General features: G+C 64.8%; 14 protein-coding genes. 4 read left to right on the top strand and 10 right to left on the bottom strand.

All coding sequences use genetic code 11. The features are described from left to right. Positions 1-8 precede the first annotated feature (8 nt). Positions 9-461, top strand: a complete 453-nt coding sequence (locus QX071_RS11290; protein WP_315700742.1) for a MarR family winged helix-turn-helix transcriptional regulator — start codon at positions 9-11, stop codon at positions 459-461. Next, on the top strand, positions 458-2,353 hold the full coding sequence (locus tag QX071_RS11295; RefSeq protein ID WP_315700741.1) for an FUSC family protein: 1,896 nt from the start codon (positions 458-460) through the stop codon (positions 2,351-2,353). The genes QX071_RS11290 and QX071_RS11295 overlap by 4 nt, the downstream gene beginning before the upstream one ends. Here the strand turns inward: QX071_RS11295 and QX071_RS11300 are convergent. Continuing rightward, positions 2,350-5,010, bottom strand: a complete 2,661-nt coding sequence (locus QX071_RS11300) for a flavin-containing monooxygenase (protein ID WP_315700740.1) — start codon at positions 5,008-5,010, stop codon at positions 2,350-2,352. The two genes, QX071_RS11295 and QX071_RS11300, sit on opposite strands and share 4 nt — an antisense overlap. A 275-nt stretch (positions 5,011-5,285) precedes the next feature. Here QX071_RS11300 and serA point away from each other — a divergent pair, with 275 nt between their 5' ends. Further along, positions 5,286-6,533 carry a phosphoglycerate dehydrogenase gene (gene serA, locus QX071_RS11305; RefSeq protein WP_315700739.1) on the top strand — a complete coding sequence of 416 codons (1,248 nt, stop codon included), beginning with the start codon at positions 5,286-5,288 and terminating at the stop codon, positions 6,531-6,533. 6 nt (positions 6,534-6,539) lie between these two features. Here serA and QX071_RS11310 read toward each other — a convergent pair whose 3' ends face one another. The 3 genes from QX071_RS11310 to QX071_RS11320 are packed head-to-tail and all read right to left on the bottom strand — an operon-like array spanning position 6,540 to position 9,076. Next, positions 6,540-7,301, bottom strand: a complete 762-nt coding sequence (locus QX071_RS11310; RefSeq protein WP_315700738.1) for an ABC transporter ATP-binding protein — start codon at positions 7,299-7,301, stop codon at positions 6,540-6,542. A gap of 3 nt (positions 7,302-7,304) precedes the next feature. Beyond that, positions 7,305-8,072 (bottom strand): ABC transporter permease, encoded by a 768-nt coding sequence (locus tag QX071_RS11315; RefSeq protein ID WP_315700737.1) that lies wholly within the window; start codon positions 8,070-8,072, stop codon positions 7,305-7,307. Next, complete coding sequence (locus QX071_RS11320; protein WP_315700736.1) at positions 8,069-9,076, bottom strand: ABC transporter substrate-binding protein; 1,008 nt, start codon at positions 9,074-9,076, stop codon at positions 8,069-8,071. The genes QX071_RS11315 and QX071_RS11320 overlap by 4 nt, the downstream gene beginning before the upstream one ends. A gap of 278 nt (positions 9,077-9,354) precedes the next feature. Between QX071_RS11320 and QX071_RS11325 the strand changes: the two genes are divergently transcribed. Beyond that, positions 9,355-9,834 carry a TOBE domain-containing protein gene (locus tag QX071_RS11325; RefSeq protein WP_315700735.1) on the top strand — a complete coding sequence of 160 codons (480 nt, stop codon included), beginning with the start codon at positions 9,355-9,357 and terminating at the stop codon, positions 9,832-9,834. Here the strand turns inward: QX071_RS11325 and QX071_RS11330 are convergent. From QX071_RS11330 to modA, 6 genes are all read right to left on the bottom strand, one after another. Then, the gene (locus QX071_RS11330) at positions 9,743-10,165 is read right to left on the bottom strand and encodes a winged helix-turn-helix domain-containing protein (RefSeq protein WP_315700734.1); all 423 of its coding nucleotides are present in this window, start codon (positions 10,163-10,165) and stop codon (positions 9,743-9,745) included. The genes QX071_RS11325 and QX071_RS11330 overlap by 92 nt on opposite strands. Further along, entirely contained in the window at positions 10,162-10,752 is a 591-nt protein-coding gene (locus tag QX071_RS11335) for a DUF2478 domain-containing protein (RefSeq protein ID WP_315700733.1), read from the bottom strand. The genes QX071_RS11330 and QX071_RS11335 overlap by 4 nt, the downstream gene beginning before the upstream one ends. Before the next feature lie 11 nt (positions 10,753-10,763). After that, positions 10,764-11,627, bottom strand: coding sequence for a xanthine dehydrogenase (locus QX071_RS11340; protein WP_315700732.1), 864 nt, complete (start codon positions 11,625-11,627; stop codon positions 10,764-10,766). Between the two features lie 200 nt (positions 11,628-11,827). Then, positions 11,828-12,931, bottom strand: a complete 1,104-nt coding sequence (modC, locus tag QX071_RS11345) for a molybdenum ABC transporter ATP-binding protein (RefSeq protein WP_315700731.1) — start codon at positions 12,929-12,931, stop codon at positions 11,828-11,830. After that, a complete protein-coding gene (gene modB, locus QX071_RS11350; RefSeq protein WP_315700730.1) occupies positions 12,928-13,611 on the bottom strand; it encodes a molybdate ABC transporter permease subunit in 684 nt (227 codons plus the stop codon). Before modB ends, modC begins: the two co-directional genes overlap by 4 nt. Before the next feature lie 90 nt (positions 13,612-13,701). Continuing rightward, positions 13,702-14,472 carry a molybdate ABC transporter substrate-binding protein gene (gene modA / locus QX071_RS11355; RefSeq protein ID WP_315700729.1) on the bottom strand — a complete coding sequence of 257 codons (771 nt, stop codon included), beginning with the start codon at positions 14,470-14,472 and terminating at the stop codon, positions 13,702-13,704. Between the last annotated feature and the right edge of the window lie 287 nt (positions 14,473-14,759).

Here is a 14,759-nt window from a genome sequence, read left to right on the forward strand (position 1 = left end):
ATTACCCAATGCAAGGCTCCGCTTCAAATGCCCGTCTGCGCTTCGGTTTTGCCCTGGTCGGCCTCGGCCGCCGTTGGCGGCGCGCGCTCGACGCGCGAATGGCCGCGCTCGGCCTGTCGGATGCCGCCTGGCCGCCGCTGGTGCATTTGGATCGGGCCGGCGATGGCATCACCCAGAACGAGCTCGCCGTCCGCTGCGGCATCGACGGGTCGACCTTGGTGCGGCTGCTCGACATTCTCGGCGAGCAGGGGCTGGTCGAGCGGCGGGTGTCGCCGACCGACCGTCGCGCGCGGCTCATCTTTCTCACCGCAAAGGGGCGGCGCGCGCTGACGTCGGTCTATCGCATCCTGCACCAGGCGGAGGTCGCGATGCTGAAGGATGTCGACGACGAGCACCTGCAGGCGACGCTCGAGGTCTTCGCGCAGATCGAGCACCGGCTGGCAAAGGAAGACAAGCCATGACGATCCAAGCGCTCGCGCGCCTCGGCTTCGAGCCGCCGAAGCTCGCCTTCGCCTTGCGCACGGCGATTGCTGCCTCGCTCGGGCTTCTGCTGGCCTGGCTACTCGGGCTCGAACATCCGCAGTGGTCTGCGATGACGGTGTGGGCGGCGTCGCAGCCGCTGCGTGGCCACCTCCTGGAAAAAAGCGCTGCACGGTTCGCCGGCACCATCGTCGGCGCGCTGTTCGGCATGGGCCTGGTGCTGATGTCGCGTGGAGAGCCCTGGGTGCTCGTGATCGGCATCGCCGCGTGGATCGGCCTCTGCGCCTTCATCGGCAATCTGGTTCGCGGCTACGCGTCCTACGCCGCGATGCTGTCCGGTTATTCCGCTGCGATGGTGGCGCTGCTCGATGCCGCCCATCCCGAACATGTGCTGGCATTGGGGATCGACCGGGTGCTCACGGTCGCGGTCGGTATCGTGGCGGCCTTGATCGTAGGCCTGCTGTTCGCAGCTGCCGGCGACGACGTCACGGTGATCGAAAAGGCGCGCAGTCTGAGCGCCCGTATTGTTGGCGATCTCGTCGCGCGATTGCATGGGGCTCCGGTTTCGGAGAACGAGCAGCGGTCGATCCTCTCGGACATTGCCGCCCTGGAAGGCACGCTCGATCTGCACAGTGCCGGCTCGCGCCAGGGGCGCCGGCTGGTCAAGAAGATTCGGGCGCTGCTGGCCGCGCAGGTGGCGGCTGTGCTGTGGCTGCGATCGGATGTGGCCCCAGCGATTATGCTATCCGACCAAATCCTCGAGGGAGCCGAACGGTGCGCGACATCGGATCCGGAGCGGGCGCTTGAATTGCTGCGTCAGGCCATCGGCGCGGCAGATCCGAGGGATGATCTCACGACGGTGCTGGACGAACTGGCGGCCGCAACCTGCGACCTTGGTGACCTCGAAGGCGATTCCGCCGCCGAGCTCGATCTGCATCGCGATTGGCTGCTGGCGCGTCGCGCCATGCTGCGGGCCATGATCGGACTGCTTGCGACCGGCGCCATCTGGCTTGCGACCGGCTGGGACATGGGCGGCTTCATGATGCTGGGCACCGCGATCATGCTGTCGATCTTCTCGACCTTCGAGAACCCGGCATCGATGCTGCGCCATGTCCTGGTCGGACAATTGCTCGGTACTGCGTTCGCCCTGATCTGCCGCTGGCTGGTCTGGCCGCTCGCGAACGGCCCGCTCGAGCTGGTCGTGGCCATGATGCCCTTCATTCTGCTCGGCGCGCCCTTGTTTGCGCACCGGCTGACGCAGCGCATGGCGTTCGACTACAATATGGTGCTGCTCTTGATGTTGCAGCCGGCCTGGCCGCAGACGATGACGCTCGAACATTCGCTGATGGCAAGCCTTGCCGTCATCATCGGTCCTGCTGTTGGCCTGGTCGCGTTCCAGCTGATTTATCCCATCGACAGCCGCGGGCGCTACGAGGCCGTCCGCACCGCCATGATCGACGATCTGGAGCACCTTGCGGCAAGCGCGCTTCGGTCGACACGGCGACGGAGATGGCGCGCGCTGCTGCATCATCGCATTCTGCTGGCGACTTATTGGGGCGAGCGCGCCTCATTGCCGGCGTCGCGGCTGGCCGAGGATGCGCTGGCGCTGCTCTGCGTCGCAGAGGCAATCGAGCATCTTGCCGACTTTGCGATCGTCGCCTCCTCGCAGGGGCTCCAGCGGCGACTGACTGCAACGTTGAAGCGCCTGCACCGGGTGGGCGCGGACCCCGCACGCGCGGCGCGGGCCTTACTCGCTGCCGCGCGAGGGTTATCCGTGGAGACCTCCGGCACCGCGCAGGTTCTGGCGCAAGCGGCCGGCAAGCTCATCGAGCGGCCCGCAGCTTTTCGCAAGCTGCGGGCTGCCACTGATTAGCTGGCCGCGGCATGGATCTCCGGCGGCGCGCTGACGGCTTCATCATGCGATCGCGCGAACACCTGCAGAGCCTCGGCCATCTGCATGCGCCCGCTGACGCCGGTGATGATGACGTCGACCATCGTGAACGACGAATGGAAGTGACCATGCGCCTTCAGCTGGCTGACCGGAACGCCGGCAGCCGCCAAGGCCTCGGCATAAGCAATGCCTTCGTCGCGCAACGGATCGAACTCGCAGGTGACGATATAGGCCGGCGGCAGGTCGGCGAGCTTGCCGCGCAGGGGCGAGACGCGCGGATCGGTGCGGTCGGCCGGCGAGCAATAGATGTCCCAGAACCAGTACATCAGCGAGCGGGTCAGGAAGTAGCCGGTCGCGTTCTCGGTATAAGAGGGGCGATCGAAGCTGCAGTCGGTGACCGGACAAATAAGCAGCTGCCCGCCGATAGCAGGTCCGCCACGGTCGCGCGCGAGCTGGCAGGTGGCGGCAGCGATGTTGCCGCCCGCGCTCCAGCCCGCGACCAGCACCGGGCCGTTGCGGCCGCCGAGTTCGGCCGCATGGTCGGCGACCCAGCGCGTCGCCGCGTAGCCGTCTTCCGCTGCGGCCGGGAAACGGTGCTCCGGCGCGTGGCGGTAGTCCACGCTGACGAAGATCATGTTGGAGCGGCGGCACATGTCGCGGCAGAACGGATCATCGGATTGCTCGTCACCAAGCACCCAGCCGCCGCCATGGAAATAGACCACGATCGGATGTGGTCCCGGTGTTGCCGGGCGATACAGCCGATAGCGCAGGGGACCATCGGCGCCTTGCAAGGTGCCGTCCTTGACTTCACCGACCGGCCGGCCCGGCGGCCGCGTTGTATTGAACTGCGCGACGAACTCGCGCGCGCCTTGCGCGCCCATGGATTCGATCGGCGGCAGGTTCATCTCGGCGAGCATGTTCAACACCAGCCGCACGTCCGGCTGCAGCCGCACGATTTCGCCGTCGTTACATTGCGTGGCGCCGTTCGGTCCGCTCAGCTTGAAGCCGAGCATGCCGCGGCTGACAATTTCGTTGCAGATGCTGCGGTAGGGACCGACGCCGCCTGTATAAGGCATCACGCCCTGCGGTTTGCCCGGCACGTTGGCGCCCGTATACCAGGTGTTGGCCAGGCGATGCAGCGTCAGCATCGCGCAGTCGGCCATGTGTCGCGCCCAACCGGCCTGCGCGGTCTCGGTCGCTTCCATGGCAGTGAAGCCGGACTCGCGCATCGCGATCAGCCGATCGACCACCCAGTCGACATGCTGCTCGATCGAGACCGCCATATTGGAGAGCACCGACGGGCTGCCCGGCCCGGTGATCAGGAACAGATTGGGGAAGCCGGTAACGGTCAGGCCGAGATAAGTCTCGGGACCGTGGGCCCAGAGGTCGGACAACGATTTGCCGCCGCGTCCCATGATCGGATGCACCGCCCTGATCGCGCCGGTCATCGCATCGAAGCCGGTTGCGAACACGATGATGTCGATATCGAAGCTGCGCTTCTCCGTCTTGATGCCGTTCGCGGTGATCGCCGTGATCGGCTCCTGGCGCAGGTTGACCAAGGTGACATTCGGCCGGTTGAACGTGGCGTAGTAGTTGGTGTCGAGGCAGGGCCGCTTGGCGCCGAACGGATGATCGTGTGGGGTCAATGCCGCCGCGGTGTCGGGATTCTTGACGATCTCGTGGATCTTCTCGCGGATCAGATCGGCGAGCAGTGCATTGCCGTCGGGGTCGACGCCCTGATCCGCCCAGAGCTGAGTCAGCATGCCGACGAGATCGCCTGCCGCCCACAGCGTCTCGAACCGCGCGCGGCGTTCGGCCTCGTTCATCTGCCAGCTATATTCGGTCGCGGGCGGCAACGGCACGCCGGCGAGCGACCACCGCGCCTGTTCGCGGAAGGTGGCGCGATCCTGCGCCAATTGGGCGGCGCGATCCTGCGGCACCGGGCCGTTATGTGCTGGAAGCGCGAAGTTCGGTGTGCGCTGAAATACGATCAGCTGCGCGGCCTGCTCGGCGATCACGGGTATCGACTGGATCCCGGACGATCCCGTGCCGATGACGGCAACGCGCTTGCCGGCGAATGTCACCTCGTCTTTCGGCCAGCGGCTGGTGAAGTGGATCTCACCCTTGAAGTCCTGGACGCCATCGATCTCCGGCGGCTTCGGCTGCGACAGGCAGCCGGTCGCCATGATGTAATGGCGGCAGGATACGGCAGGTCCCTTGTCGGTGGTCAGCAGCCAGCGCTCGCTGGTTTCGTCCCAATTTGCCGCGATGACCTTGGTGCCGAAACGGATATCGCGCCTCAGATCGTAGCGGTCGGCGACGAAGCCGAGATAACGCAGGATCTCAGGCTGGGTGGCGTATTTCTCCGACCAATGCCAAGCGCTGTCGAGCTCTGGGTCGAAAGTGTAGCTGTAGTCGACCGTCTGGATGTCGCAGCGCGCGCCGGGATAGCGGTTCCAATACCAAGTGCCCCCGACGTCATCGGCAGTGTCCAGCGCCAGAACCGAAAAACCGGCCTTGCGCAGGCGGTACAGCGCATAGAGGCCGGCGAATCCCGCGCCGACCACCGCAACATCGACCTGTTGCGTCTCGCTGGAGCCCGATTGTGGAGCACTTGCCGTGACCGTTGCGTCTGACATGCGATTCCTCCCGATGATTTTATGGTTGAGACAGGAGGCTAGTTCTGCGCGCGAGATTTGTCATCATGCCAGAAAGCAATCTATGATTGCTGCGCTGCGGTCACATCAGGACGGTGCTGATCTTGCATTGCCGGTGAAAATCCGGCGCGCTGTAGACAACGGCTTGAGAAAGCGACAGAAAGCGCCTTGCGGCAGCGCCGTCCGTGAAGTTTAACGCTTGGCGGGTGTCAGAACCGCTACACTGTCGCAAACCGAAGACTGATTCAGGTACGCCCATGCCGCTATCGCTGCCGAAACAAAAAATTCGTGTCCTGCTCCTGGAGGGCGTGAACGACTCCGCCGTTCGCATGTTCGAGGCCAACGGCTATACCGAGGTGGACCGGCTGCCCAAGGCGCTCGGCGCGGCCGAACTGAAGCGGATGCTGTCCGGCGTGCACATGCTCGGCATTCGCTCGCGGACCCATCTGACCGCCGAAGTGCTGGAGGCTGCCGATCGCCTGATGGTGGTCGGCTGCTTTTCCGTCGGGACCAACCAGGTCGATCTCGACGCGGCGAAGCGGCTCGGCATTCCCGTGTTCAATGCGCCGTATTCGAACACGCGCAGCGTCGCGGAACTCACCATCGCCGAAGTCGTGATGCTGTTCCGCCGCATCTTCCCGCGTTCAGTCTCGGCGCATGCTGGCGGCTGGGACAAGTCGGCGGCGGGCAGCCGTGAGGTCCGCGGCAAGACGCTCGGCATCGTCGGCTACGGCAATATCGGTTCGCAACTATCGAACCTCGCCGAGGCGATGGGCATGCGCGTGATCTTTCACGATCTCACCGACAAGCTTCGTCATGGCAACACCGAGCCGGTCGAGAGCCTCGACGAGCTGTTGGCCATGAGCGATGTGGTCACGCTGCATGTGCCGGAGACGCCGGCCACCGCGAACATGATCGGCGAGCGGCAGATCAGGCACATGAAGGATGGCGCCTATCTGATCAACAATTCGCGCGGTACGGTGGTGGATATCGAGGCGCTTGCAAGCGCGCTGCGCGAAGGCAAGCTCGCCGGTGCCGCGGTCGACGTCTTCCCGGTTGAGCCGGCCTCGAACGCCGATCCATTCGTCTCGCCGCTGCAGGGTCTGCCCAACGTGATCCTCACGCCTCACATCGGTGGTTCCACCGAGGAAGCGCAGGACCGGATCGGCGGCGAGGTCGCGCGCAAGCTGATCGACTATTCCGACGTCGGCTCGACCTTTGGTGCGGTGAATTTTCCGCAGGTGCAGCTGCCGGCGCGCCCGACGGGCACGCGTTTCATCCACGTCCATCGCAACGTGCCGGGCGTGCTCCGCCAGATCAACGAAGCCGTGTCTCGCCACAACATCAATATCCTGGCGCAATATCTGCAGACCGATCCGGAAGTCGGCTATGTCGTGCTGGAAACCGACGTGGTCGGCGGGGAGGGCGAGGCACTGCTCGCCGAGCTGCGGGCGGTCGACGGCACGATCCGGGTGCGTGTGTTGTACGATCACGACCGGCCGTAAGCCGTCCTATCCTTCGGCGGCATATGTAAGGGATCTCTGGCGTCGCGGCGGCCCAGTCCGGAGCAGGGCTTGTTCGACGCCTGGCGTGCGCAACAGCTTCGCCGCGGATTCGAACATCAACGCCTCGTCGTCGCAGGGATGGTTGAGCAGTTCTGCGACGATCCGTCCGGGGCGAGGCGACAGCACAACGATGCGATCGGCGAGACGTACGGCCTCGGCGACGTCGTGAGTGACCAGCAGGGCAGCGATGCCGGCCGTGTCGACCTCGTTTCGGATCAGCCGCTGCATATCTCGCCGCAGGCCAACATCGAGCGCCGAGAACGGCTCGTCCAACAATAACAGATCCGGCGCCACGGCAAGCGCACGCGCGAGGCCAACGCGTTGACGCATGCCGCCGGATAATGCGTGCGGTCGCTTGGCGAGGTCGGCAGTCTCCAGCCCCAGCCGAAGCAGGATGCGAGTCGCGGCGGTTTCCCGCGCGCTCCTCGCCATTCCAGCGGCTTTCAGGCCGAAGCCCGCATTTTCGAGCGCGGTCATCCACCCCGCAAGACGCGCATCTTGGAACACGAACGCGCTGCGCCGGAAGCTGTTGCCGACGGTCCCGGCGCTTGGATGGAGCACGCCGGCTGCAAGCCGCAGCAGCGTGGTTTTGCCGCAACCGGACGGGCCAAGTACGGCAACGAATTCGCCGGATCGCACTGTAAGCGTCAGGCTGTGGATCACGGCTACGTCGGCAAAGTGCATGGCGAGGTTCTCGATCCGGAGCATGCGTCAGCCTGCCTCGAAGCTGGGCGCACGCCGTGTCGCCGCCCACAGACGGAGCGGAGCAACCAATGCGAAGTCGCAGGCCAGCACCAGCAGCATCACGAGAATGATCCAGGCCATCGTTTCCGCCAGGTCGAGATGGGCGCGGGCGGTCGCCAGCCGGCCACCAATCCCCGTCCCGCTCCCCATCACCTCCGACATGATGCAGACCTTCCAGGCGAAGCCGAGCGCGGTTGCAGCTGCCGGCACAAGATGGTCGAGCAGTTGCGGCAAGTCGATGTCGATCCATGTCTGCCGGCGCGATGCGTGATAGAGCCGCGCCATTTCGGCAAGGCCCGGATCGCGCGCATCGAGCCCTTGCAAGGCCGAGAGGAAGAGAACCGGGAAAATCGTGATCGCGACCGTGAAGGCCGGCATGAAGCCCGACGCCCCGAACCAGAGAAAGGCGAGCACGAGCCAGGCGACCGGTGGAACGCCGAGAAAGGCTGTCGTAACCGGCCTCAGTGCAAAGCGGAGACGTCGCGATGCTGCCGCGATAGCGGCGAGACCCGTGCCGAGAACGCAGCCGCAGCTCCAACCGGTCAGCGACTGCACGGCCGTGAGCTTCAAGGCCGCGCTAACCTCTCCGCTTTCGGTCAGAGTCAGCAGCTTCCATGCTGCATCCGAAGGTCGAGGCAGCACCAGCGGACCGAATGCACGGGACCCGAACTCCCACGCCACCCACACGGTCGCGAGCCCGGCCGTTCCCCACAGGATGCGTCCCGGAATGGTCACGGTGCCAGATAAAAATCGTCGCCCGGCAGCTTGCCTGCCAGCGCGTCGGGCGCAAGATCGAGGATGGCTTGGTAGAACCGGGTGAGTTCGGTACGTGCGGCTTCCGCCGGAACGATGCTCATGTTGAAATGCTCCAGCGCCTTCTCGAAGATCATCGGGCGCATCTGCATCTTGGCCTCGGCCAGGGCTGCGGCCTCGCTGCGGTTCGCCAGGACCCAATCCTTCGCCTGCGGCAGGCTCTTGCGCAGCGCATTGATCAGCTCCGGCGAATCGTCGAGCAGGCTGGCATGCACGGCGACACCGACCATGGGAATGCCAGTCGTAGCGCCATTCTTGGCGCCGTGCTTGGTCCAGACCTGTTGCAGGCTGATGGCGCGATGAAGCGTGCGGCCCTGTTGAGCGGCCATCATGATCGCGGCGGTGGCTGGCGGCTCCGACAGGATCGCGGCCGTGGCGCGCCCCGCCGCCAGCATTTGTGCCGCCTCCATCCCGGTCTGCACATAAGACAATTTGAGGTCCTCGTCCGGGTCGAGGCCCTCCATCTTGGCACAGGCGCGGAAGACCAGATCCGGCATGTCGTTCCGGAAAAAGCCGAGCACCGGCTGCCCGGCGAGATCGGCGAAGCTCTTGATCCTCTCGTCTTCGGCGACCACCGTGAGGTGCCCCATGCCGAGCAGGCACAACAGCTTCAACGGCATGCCGCGATTGGCGAGGTTGGCGGGTACATGGGTCGGCGTGGAGAACAGTTTGGTATGGCCGCTGACGACAGCGGCGCGCAGATCGTCGGTGTCCCGCCAGAGTCGGAACGTTGCTTCAGGTGCCGCCGATGACAATGCGCCGGAGGCGAGCGCCCGCACCAGCGTAATGGTGGCGCCCGTCGGCGCCCCCAGGATCTCAAGGCCGGGCACCACCTTGGCGAGGCTGCGTCCAAGCGGCAGGGCGGCCAGCGCCGCACCGGCAACGAGGCTGCGACGGGAGAGGAGAGGGAGCGCGGAATGACTCATGGCAGAACTCCGCAAGTTATATCCATGTCAATATAGCATGAGCCGCGCGAAACGGGACGCTGGCGTATTGTCCGGCACATGCCGTGGCGGTGCTCATGGAGCAATCGTCATGCCAGCTGTATTATGGGCGAAACAGCTCAGGAAGCCGCCTGGCCGCTGTCGCCTTCGGGACAGGCCTGTTGATTTGCCTACAGCCTGACAATGCGGCAGAGTGCGTCGATGATATCGCGTTCTGGCTTTGCCTCTGAGAACGACGGCCTCGCGCTGTCGAGATGATGATGACCGGTCAACCGTTGCCTGTGGCGGCTGCTTCCACTGTTCTGAGCACGACAGTGCCGGCGCGGGTGCTGCGACACGACCCACAATACGGGATGTCGACGCTGTTCTTTGCCGACGGCGAGTTGCGGGTGCCGATGGTCGATGCGCCGGTCGACGCGGGTGTGTCGGTGACGATCGAAGCGCGCGACGTCTCGATCGCGTTGTCGCGTCCGATGGACGTTTCCATTACCAACCGCCTGCCCGGGAAAATCGAGGAGATCCTGCCGCTGGAGGCGCCTTACGTCCGAGTCACGCTTGGTCTCGGCGCAACGCGGCTACACGCGTTGGTGACCCTGGAATCGGTCGAGCGCCTGGCGCTCGAGGCCGGCCTGTCGGCCTGGGCGATGATCAAGAGCGTCGCGATCGGACCCGGCGCGGTTCGGCCTTCGGAGCTGCCTCGGCCACGCCGTTGGCCCGCTTCTGATAGTCCGGATCAGTAGCCTTCTGCAGCTCGCCGAGCGCGGCCGTCGTCGCCGTGCGCGTGCGCCGCTCCATCGAGCGGTACAGCGCGATCAGCCGCTCGCCGAACGGCGTGATTTCTGCTCCGCCGCCGCGCCGTCCAGGATGGGTCTCGAACACCGGGGTCTCGAAGGTGCGGTTGAGCGCATCAACCATCAGCCAGCATTTGCGGTAGGAGATGCCGCTTGCGCGCGCTGCCCCGAGAATCGAGCGCTCTCTCCTGATCGTCTCAATCAACAGAAGATCCTCCGGCGTGAGGCGGCCGCCATTGCCGAAATTGATCGTCAGTTCGATCTGTGCCGCGTCCTTCATCCGGTGCCGATCCAGTCGTTGACCGGCCTGATCATGTCACGTGCGTAGGAGGCTGTCACCACCCGGCCCGACCACCCCTCGAGCCAACCGGGGCGCTGTGCGATCTCGGCCTGGACGCATTGGCCAAACTCGCCAGCGAAGTTCCGCCATTCGCTCATCAAGGCCGGCGATACCGATGTGATGATCGGCACCCCCGCGGCAATTGCGGTGCCGAAGGCATCGCTCAGGCCGCGCCCCATCGCCTCCTGCTTGCCGAACTTGCTCAGGATCACGATGTCGGTGCCGCGTGCGATCTGCTCCTGGACCGCGGCGCAGGCGAGCGCAAGTCCTTCGGGGGCGAGACTGCAAGCCTGTGAGCCGGGGCCGAGATCCTGCGAGATCGAGAACACACGGTCGTCATCGAGGCTGCGCAGGACCATGGATTTGCACGGATGGTCATGGTCGGCTGCGCTCTCGACCACGCCGACGACCCGCAGGCCGGTTGCAGAAAGACGCGCCGCGAAGTCGTGCAGCATGCCCTGGATGACTGCGGAGGCGGCACCCTGCAGCGCCACGATCTGACACGTTGCGATCTCGGCAATACCCATGGCAATTCTCCTCATGCGTTGGCGGAGACGCGGCCCGCCTTCCGGTCGGTCTGCATAATGGCGGTGATCGCGGCGATCGCGCTGGTGCCGATGGCATGGCCGCGCTCGTCGATGCCGCTCCAGGATGCGTGCCGACCGCGCGGATCGATCTCCAGCAGCTTGACATCTGCCGGCACGCGCGAGCCGTCACGAGCAATGCCCCGGAGCGCACCGTCCAGCGGCGCAAACACGGGCACTCCGCCGAGCGAGCCGAGCTGAAGTCCCTTGTAGACGCGGGTCCCGATATCGACCGGCGTGTGCCAGATGCCCTCATGATCCGAATAGACGAAGCGTTCGCGGCCGGCACCGCCGAGGCTGCGCGCCTTTCCGTCCGCAAGTTGCGTCGTGCCGTGTGAAATGATCGCCCCCGTTGCGCATGGGTGGGTTTCGATCGCGACGTCGCAGTTGAAGCCGACCGCAAAGTGCGGTCCGATGCCGACTGCGACGCGGGCGACGCCGCGCAGGTCCGGCGTTATGAGGCGCTTCTGCATGCGACCGTCGACGATCACTGCGGGATAGCGGAAGGCGATGATGTCAGTGAGATGCATCTCGGTGACGGCAACGCGGTCGGGCTCCCGATGAATCCGGACGATGTCGGCGACCCCCTCGGCACGCTCACCGACAATGCCTGCGAGTTCGCGACGTTCGCCGAACAAGACGTCGTGAAACGCCATGCCGCGGCGGATCACCGGGGGAAAGGGGTCGTGACACATCACCACCGCAAACCGTGCGTCATTGAGCTTGGTCGCGACGGCGGAGGCGATTTCGTTTGTGCCAAGCACAAGCGCGAGGGGTCTTGGTGCGTTGGGGTGCCAGGTGACGGCGGCGGGCTTCATAGGGAGACCTCGTGTTGCGAGATCCTTCATAGCAAGCACCGCGCCAACGGTCGGGAGCGATCTTAAGTATTTGGATTGTCATCAGAAACGGCTGGTCTGGTGTTTTCTCGAGAGTTCCAGCTGTATTGTCTCGTATATAACAACGCATCCTATATTGTCGCGGATATAACAGCGATATGATCGTTTGGATTTGCGGCGCGTCAGACGGACGGCTGTTCGCGGCGTACCAGCGCGACACCTTTGACTTGAGCGTAGACTTCGAGTCCCACCGCGAGATCGAGCTCTTTCCAGGAGCGTTGGGTGACGCGCGAGAGCAGACGTGCGCCGCTGCCGTCGAGGCCGAGGCCGAGCAGCGCGGTCACCCGGTGGTCCGACTGGCTGCGGATGCTCAGGATCTTGGCGCGGAGCACATTGACGATCGTGCTCCGGCTGGGCTGCTCGCGGGCCAGGCTGACGTCGTCGGCCAGGATCCGCAGACGACGATGGTCGCCAATCCGCAGGGGCTCGGCGGGTAAGAGGAATTGGCCGCCGGGCACTGCCAGCGTCGTCATGCCATCGGCTTCGTCTTGGGCGACCACCGTTGCATCGAGGCTGACTGCAGCATCGCGCGATACTGCGAGCGGCAACGCCAGATCAGCCTGCAGGTCGGTGAGCAATCCTGCCGCAATCACACGGCCGCTTTTCATCAGTACCAGCTGATCCGCGAGCCGTTCGACCTCCGCCATATCATGGCTGATATAGAGGATCGGCAGGTCGAGCGCGCCGTGCAGCCGCTCCAGATAGGGCAGGATCTCGTCTTTGGTCATCTGATCGAGTGCCGAGAGCGGCTCGTCCATCAGCAGGAGCTTGGGCTGGCTGAGCAATGCGCGGCCGATCGCGACGCGCTGCCGTTCGCCTCCGGACAGGTTGCGCGGTGAGCGGTCCAAGTGCCGGTCGATCCCGAGCAGCGCCACGACCTCGTCGAAGGCGATCGCGCCGGGATCTGTTTTCGCGGGACGGCCGTACGTCAGGTTGCGGCGGACCGAGAGGTGTGGAAACAGATTGGCTTCCTGGAACACGTAGCCGATCGGACGCTGGTAAACCGGACGGAAGGATTTTTCGTCCTGCCACACATCGCCGGCAACCGAACAGAACCCGGCCTTCATGCGGTTCAGACCCGCGATACAGCGCATCACCGCGGACTTGCCGCAGCCCGACGGACCGAAGATGGCGATCACGCCGCGCGCCGGCAGCTCGAATTGGGCGTTCAGTTCGAAGCTTCCAAGGAGCCCGCGAAAATCGACCTTGATGGTGTTGGACGTCATGATGCTAATCGGCTGACCTTCTTCTCGATCAGCATCATGGCGAGGATCACGCAAAAGGAGAAGATCACCATGCCGAGCGCGAGCACCGAGGCCTCGGTCCATTGCGACGTCTCGACATAATCGTAGATCGCGACCGACAGCACCTTCGTCTTGCCGGGGATGTTGCCGCCGATCATCAAGACCACCCCGAACTCGCCGACCGTGTGGGCGAAGCCCAGAATGGCGCCGGTGAGGAAGCCTGGGCTTGCGAGCGGCACCGCGACGGTCCAGAACGCCCGCCAGGGCGAGGCCCGCAAGGTTGCCGCAGCTTCGATGGGCTTATCGCCCATCGCCTCGAACGCGTTGCGGATCGGTTGCACGACAAACGGCATCGAGAACAGCACGGAGCCGATCACCAGCCCTGGGAATGTGAAGGCCAGCGTACGGGCCCCCCATAGCGCCGCAAGCATGCCGCCAGGACCATTCGGCCCCAGCGCCACGAGGAGATAGAATCCGAGCACAGTCGGCGGCAGGACGAGCGGGATCGCCACCAGCGCGGCGATAGCTTCCTTCCACCAGCGTTTCGAGCGCGCGAGCCACCAGGCGATGGGCGTTCCCACGATCATCAGAATGACAGTCGTGAGCGAGGCAAGCTCCAGCGTCAGCCGGACCGGCTGCCAGATATCGCCGGAGAGAGTCATGACGCGCTCAAGCCCAGGGTCTTCCGCTCTCCAACGGGGGCGGCCAACTCTGTGGCCGACATGCGCAGGCGATCAGTATACATCCAACTCCTACGAACCCGACTTCGGATCCAGAGCATAGCCGTATTTCTCGACTACTGCGCGAGCCTCCGGGCTCCTCAGGAAGGTGAGGAACGCGGTGGCGGCTTCGTTACCGGCGGAGGTTTTCAAGAGCACGGCGTCCTGGCGAATCTCCGTATACAGATTTTGCGGCACCAGCCAGCGCGAGCCGCCGGCATTGGGCATCAGCTGCGACAGGGCGACGAAGCCGATCTCGGCATTGCCGGTGTCCACGAACTGAAAGGCCTGCGAGATCGTATTGCCCATCACGATCTTGGGCTGCACCGTGTCGTAGAGTTTGAGCGCCTTCAGGGTCTCGACCGCGGCGGCCCCATAGGGGGCGGCTGTGGGATTGGCGATCGAGAGCTTGTTGAACGCGCCTGCCTTCAGCGTCTCCTCGCCTTTCACGGCATTCGGATCCTTGCTCCAAAGCACGAGCTTGCCGATCGCATAGGTGAAACGGCTGTCCGGCACGCCGAGACCTTCAGCGACCAGCTTTTTCGGCCGTTCATCGTCGGCGGACAGCAGGATGGCGAAGGGCGCGTTCTCCTTGATCTGGGTGTAGAACTGACCCGACGCGCCGAAGCTCAGCACGACCTCATGGCCGGTCTTGGCCTTGAACAGCGCCGCGATCTCCTTCGCCGGCTCGGTGAAATTGGCGGCAACCGCGACGTTGGCGCTGCCGGCAAAGGCGGCCGCGCTGGTGAACAGCCATGTCGTGGCGCAAAGGGCGGCGACCAGTACCGAACGGATCAGTTTCATCACATTAACCTCATTCATCGCGCCGGTCCGGCGCCGCACCCGACAGTTGCCTGTCGCGGCTCGATCGCCTCCGGGCCTCAATGTCTCGAAGCCGACGCTGCCATCGGCGACCCGAAGAGCGGTGCAAGTGCCGTTCCATTGTCGGGGAAGCGTCCAGCTTGATCAGCAGTGAAGCTATATCACTATGTATATACCACGGTAAATGGGATGCGGCGTTATCGTCAACCGCCCTCGGCGGTCGGTGCGCCAGCGGGCGATGTGGACCGTAGCCGCTGGCGCGTCCGCGC

The sequence above is a fragment of the Bradyrhizobium sp. SZCCHNS1022 genome (assembly GCF_032484835.1).
GTDB lineage: Bacteria > Pseudomonadota > Alphaproteobacteria > Rhizobiales > Xanthobacteraceae > Bradyrhizobium.

Coding starts and splice junctions, on each gene's coding strand:
- QX071_RS11290 (WP_315700742.1), top strand. CDS start 9: ATGCAAGGCTCCGCTTCAAATGCCCGTCTGCGCTTCGGTTTTGCCCTG.
- QX071_RS11295 (WP_315700741.1), top strand. CDS start 458: ATGACGATCCAAGCGCTCGCGCGCCTCGGCTTCGAGCCGCCGAAGCTC.
- QX071_RS11300 (WP_315700740.1), bottom strand. CDS start 5,010: ATGTCAGACGCAACGGTCACGGCAAGTGCTCCACAATCGGGCTCCAGC.
- serA (WP_315700739.1), top strand. CDS start 5,286: ATGCCGCTATCGCTGCCGAAACAAAAAATTCGTGTCCTGCTCCTGGAG.
- QX071_RS11310 (WP_315700738.1), bottom strand. CDS start 7,301: ATGCTCCGGATCGAGAACCTCGCCATGCACTTTGCCGACGTAGCCGTG.
- QX071_RS11320 (WP_315700736.1), bottom strand. CDS start 9,076: ATGAGTCATTCCGCGCTCCCTCTCCTCTCCCGTCGCAGCCTCGTTGCC.
- QX071_RS11325 (WP_315700735.1), top strand. CDS start 9,355: ATGACCGGTCAACCGTTGCCTGTGGCGGCTGCTTCCACTGTTCTGAGC.
- QX071_RS11330 (WP_315700734.1), bottom strand. CDS start 10,165: ATGAAGGACGCGGCACAGATCGAACTGACGATCAATTTCGGCAATGGC.
- QX071_RS11335 (WP_315700733.1), bottom strand. CDS start 10,752: ATGGGTATTGCCGAGATCGCAACGTGTCAGATCGTGGCGCTGCAGGGT.
- QX071_RS11340 (WP_315700732.1), bottom strand. CDS start 11,627: ATGAAGCCCGCCGCCGTCACCTGGCACCCCAACGCACCAAGACCCCTC.
- modC (WP_315700731.1), bottom strand. CDS start 12,931: ATGACGTCCAACACCATCAAGGTCGATTTTCGCGGGCTCCTTGGAAGC.
- modB (WP_315700730.1), bottom strand. CDS start 13,611: ATGACTCTCTCCGGCGATATCTGGCAGCCGGTCCGGCTGACGCTGGAG.
- modA (WP_315700729.1), bottom strand. CDS start 14,472: ATGAAACTGATCCGTTCGGTACTGGTCGCCGCCCTTTGCGCCACGACA.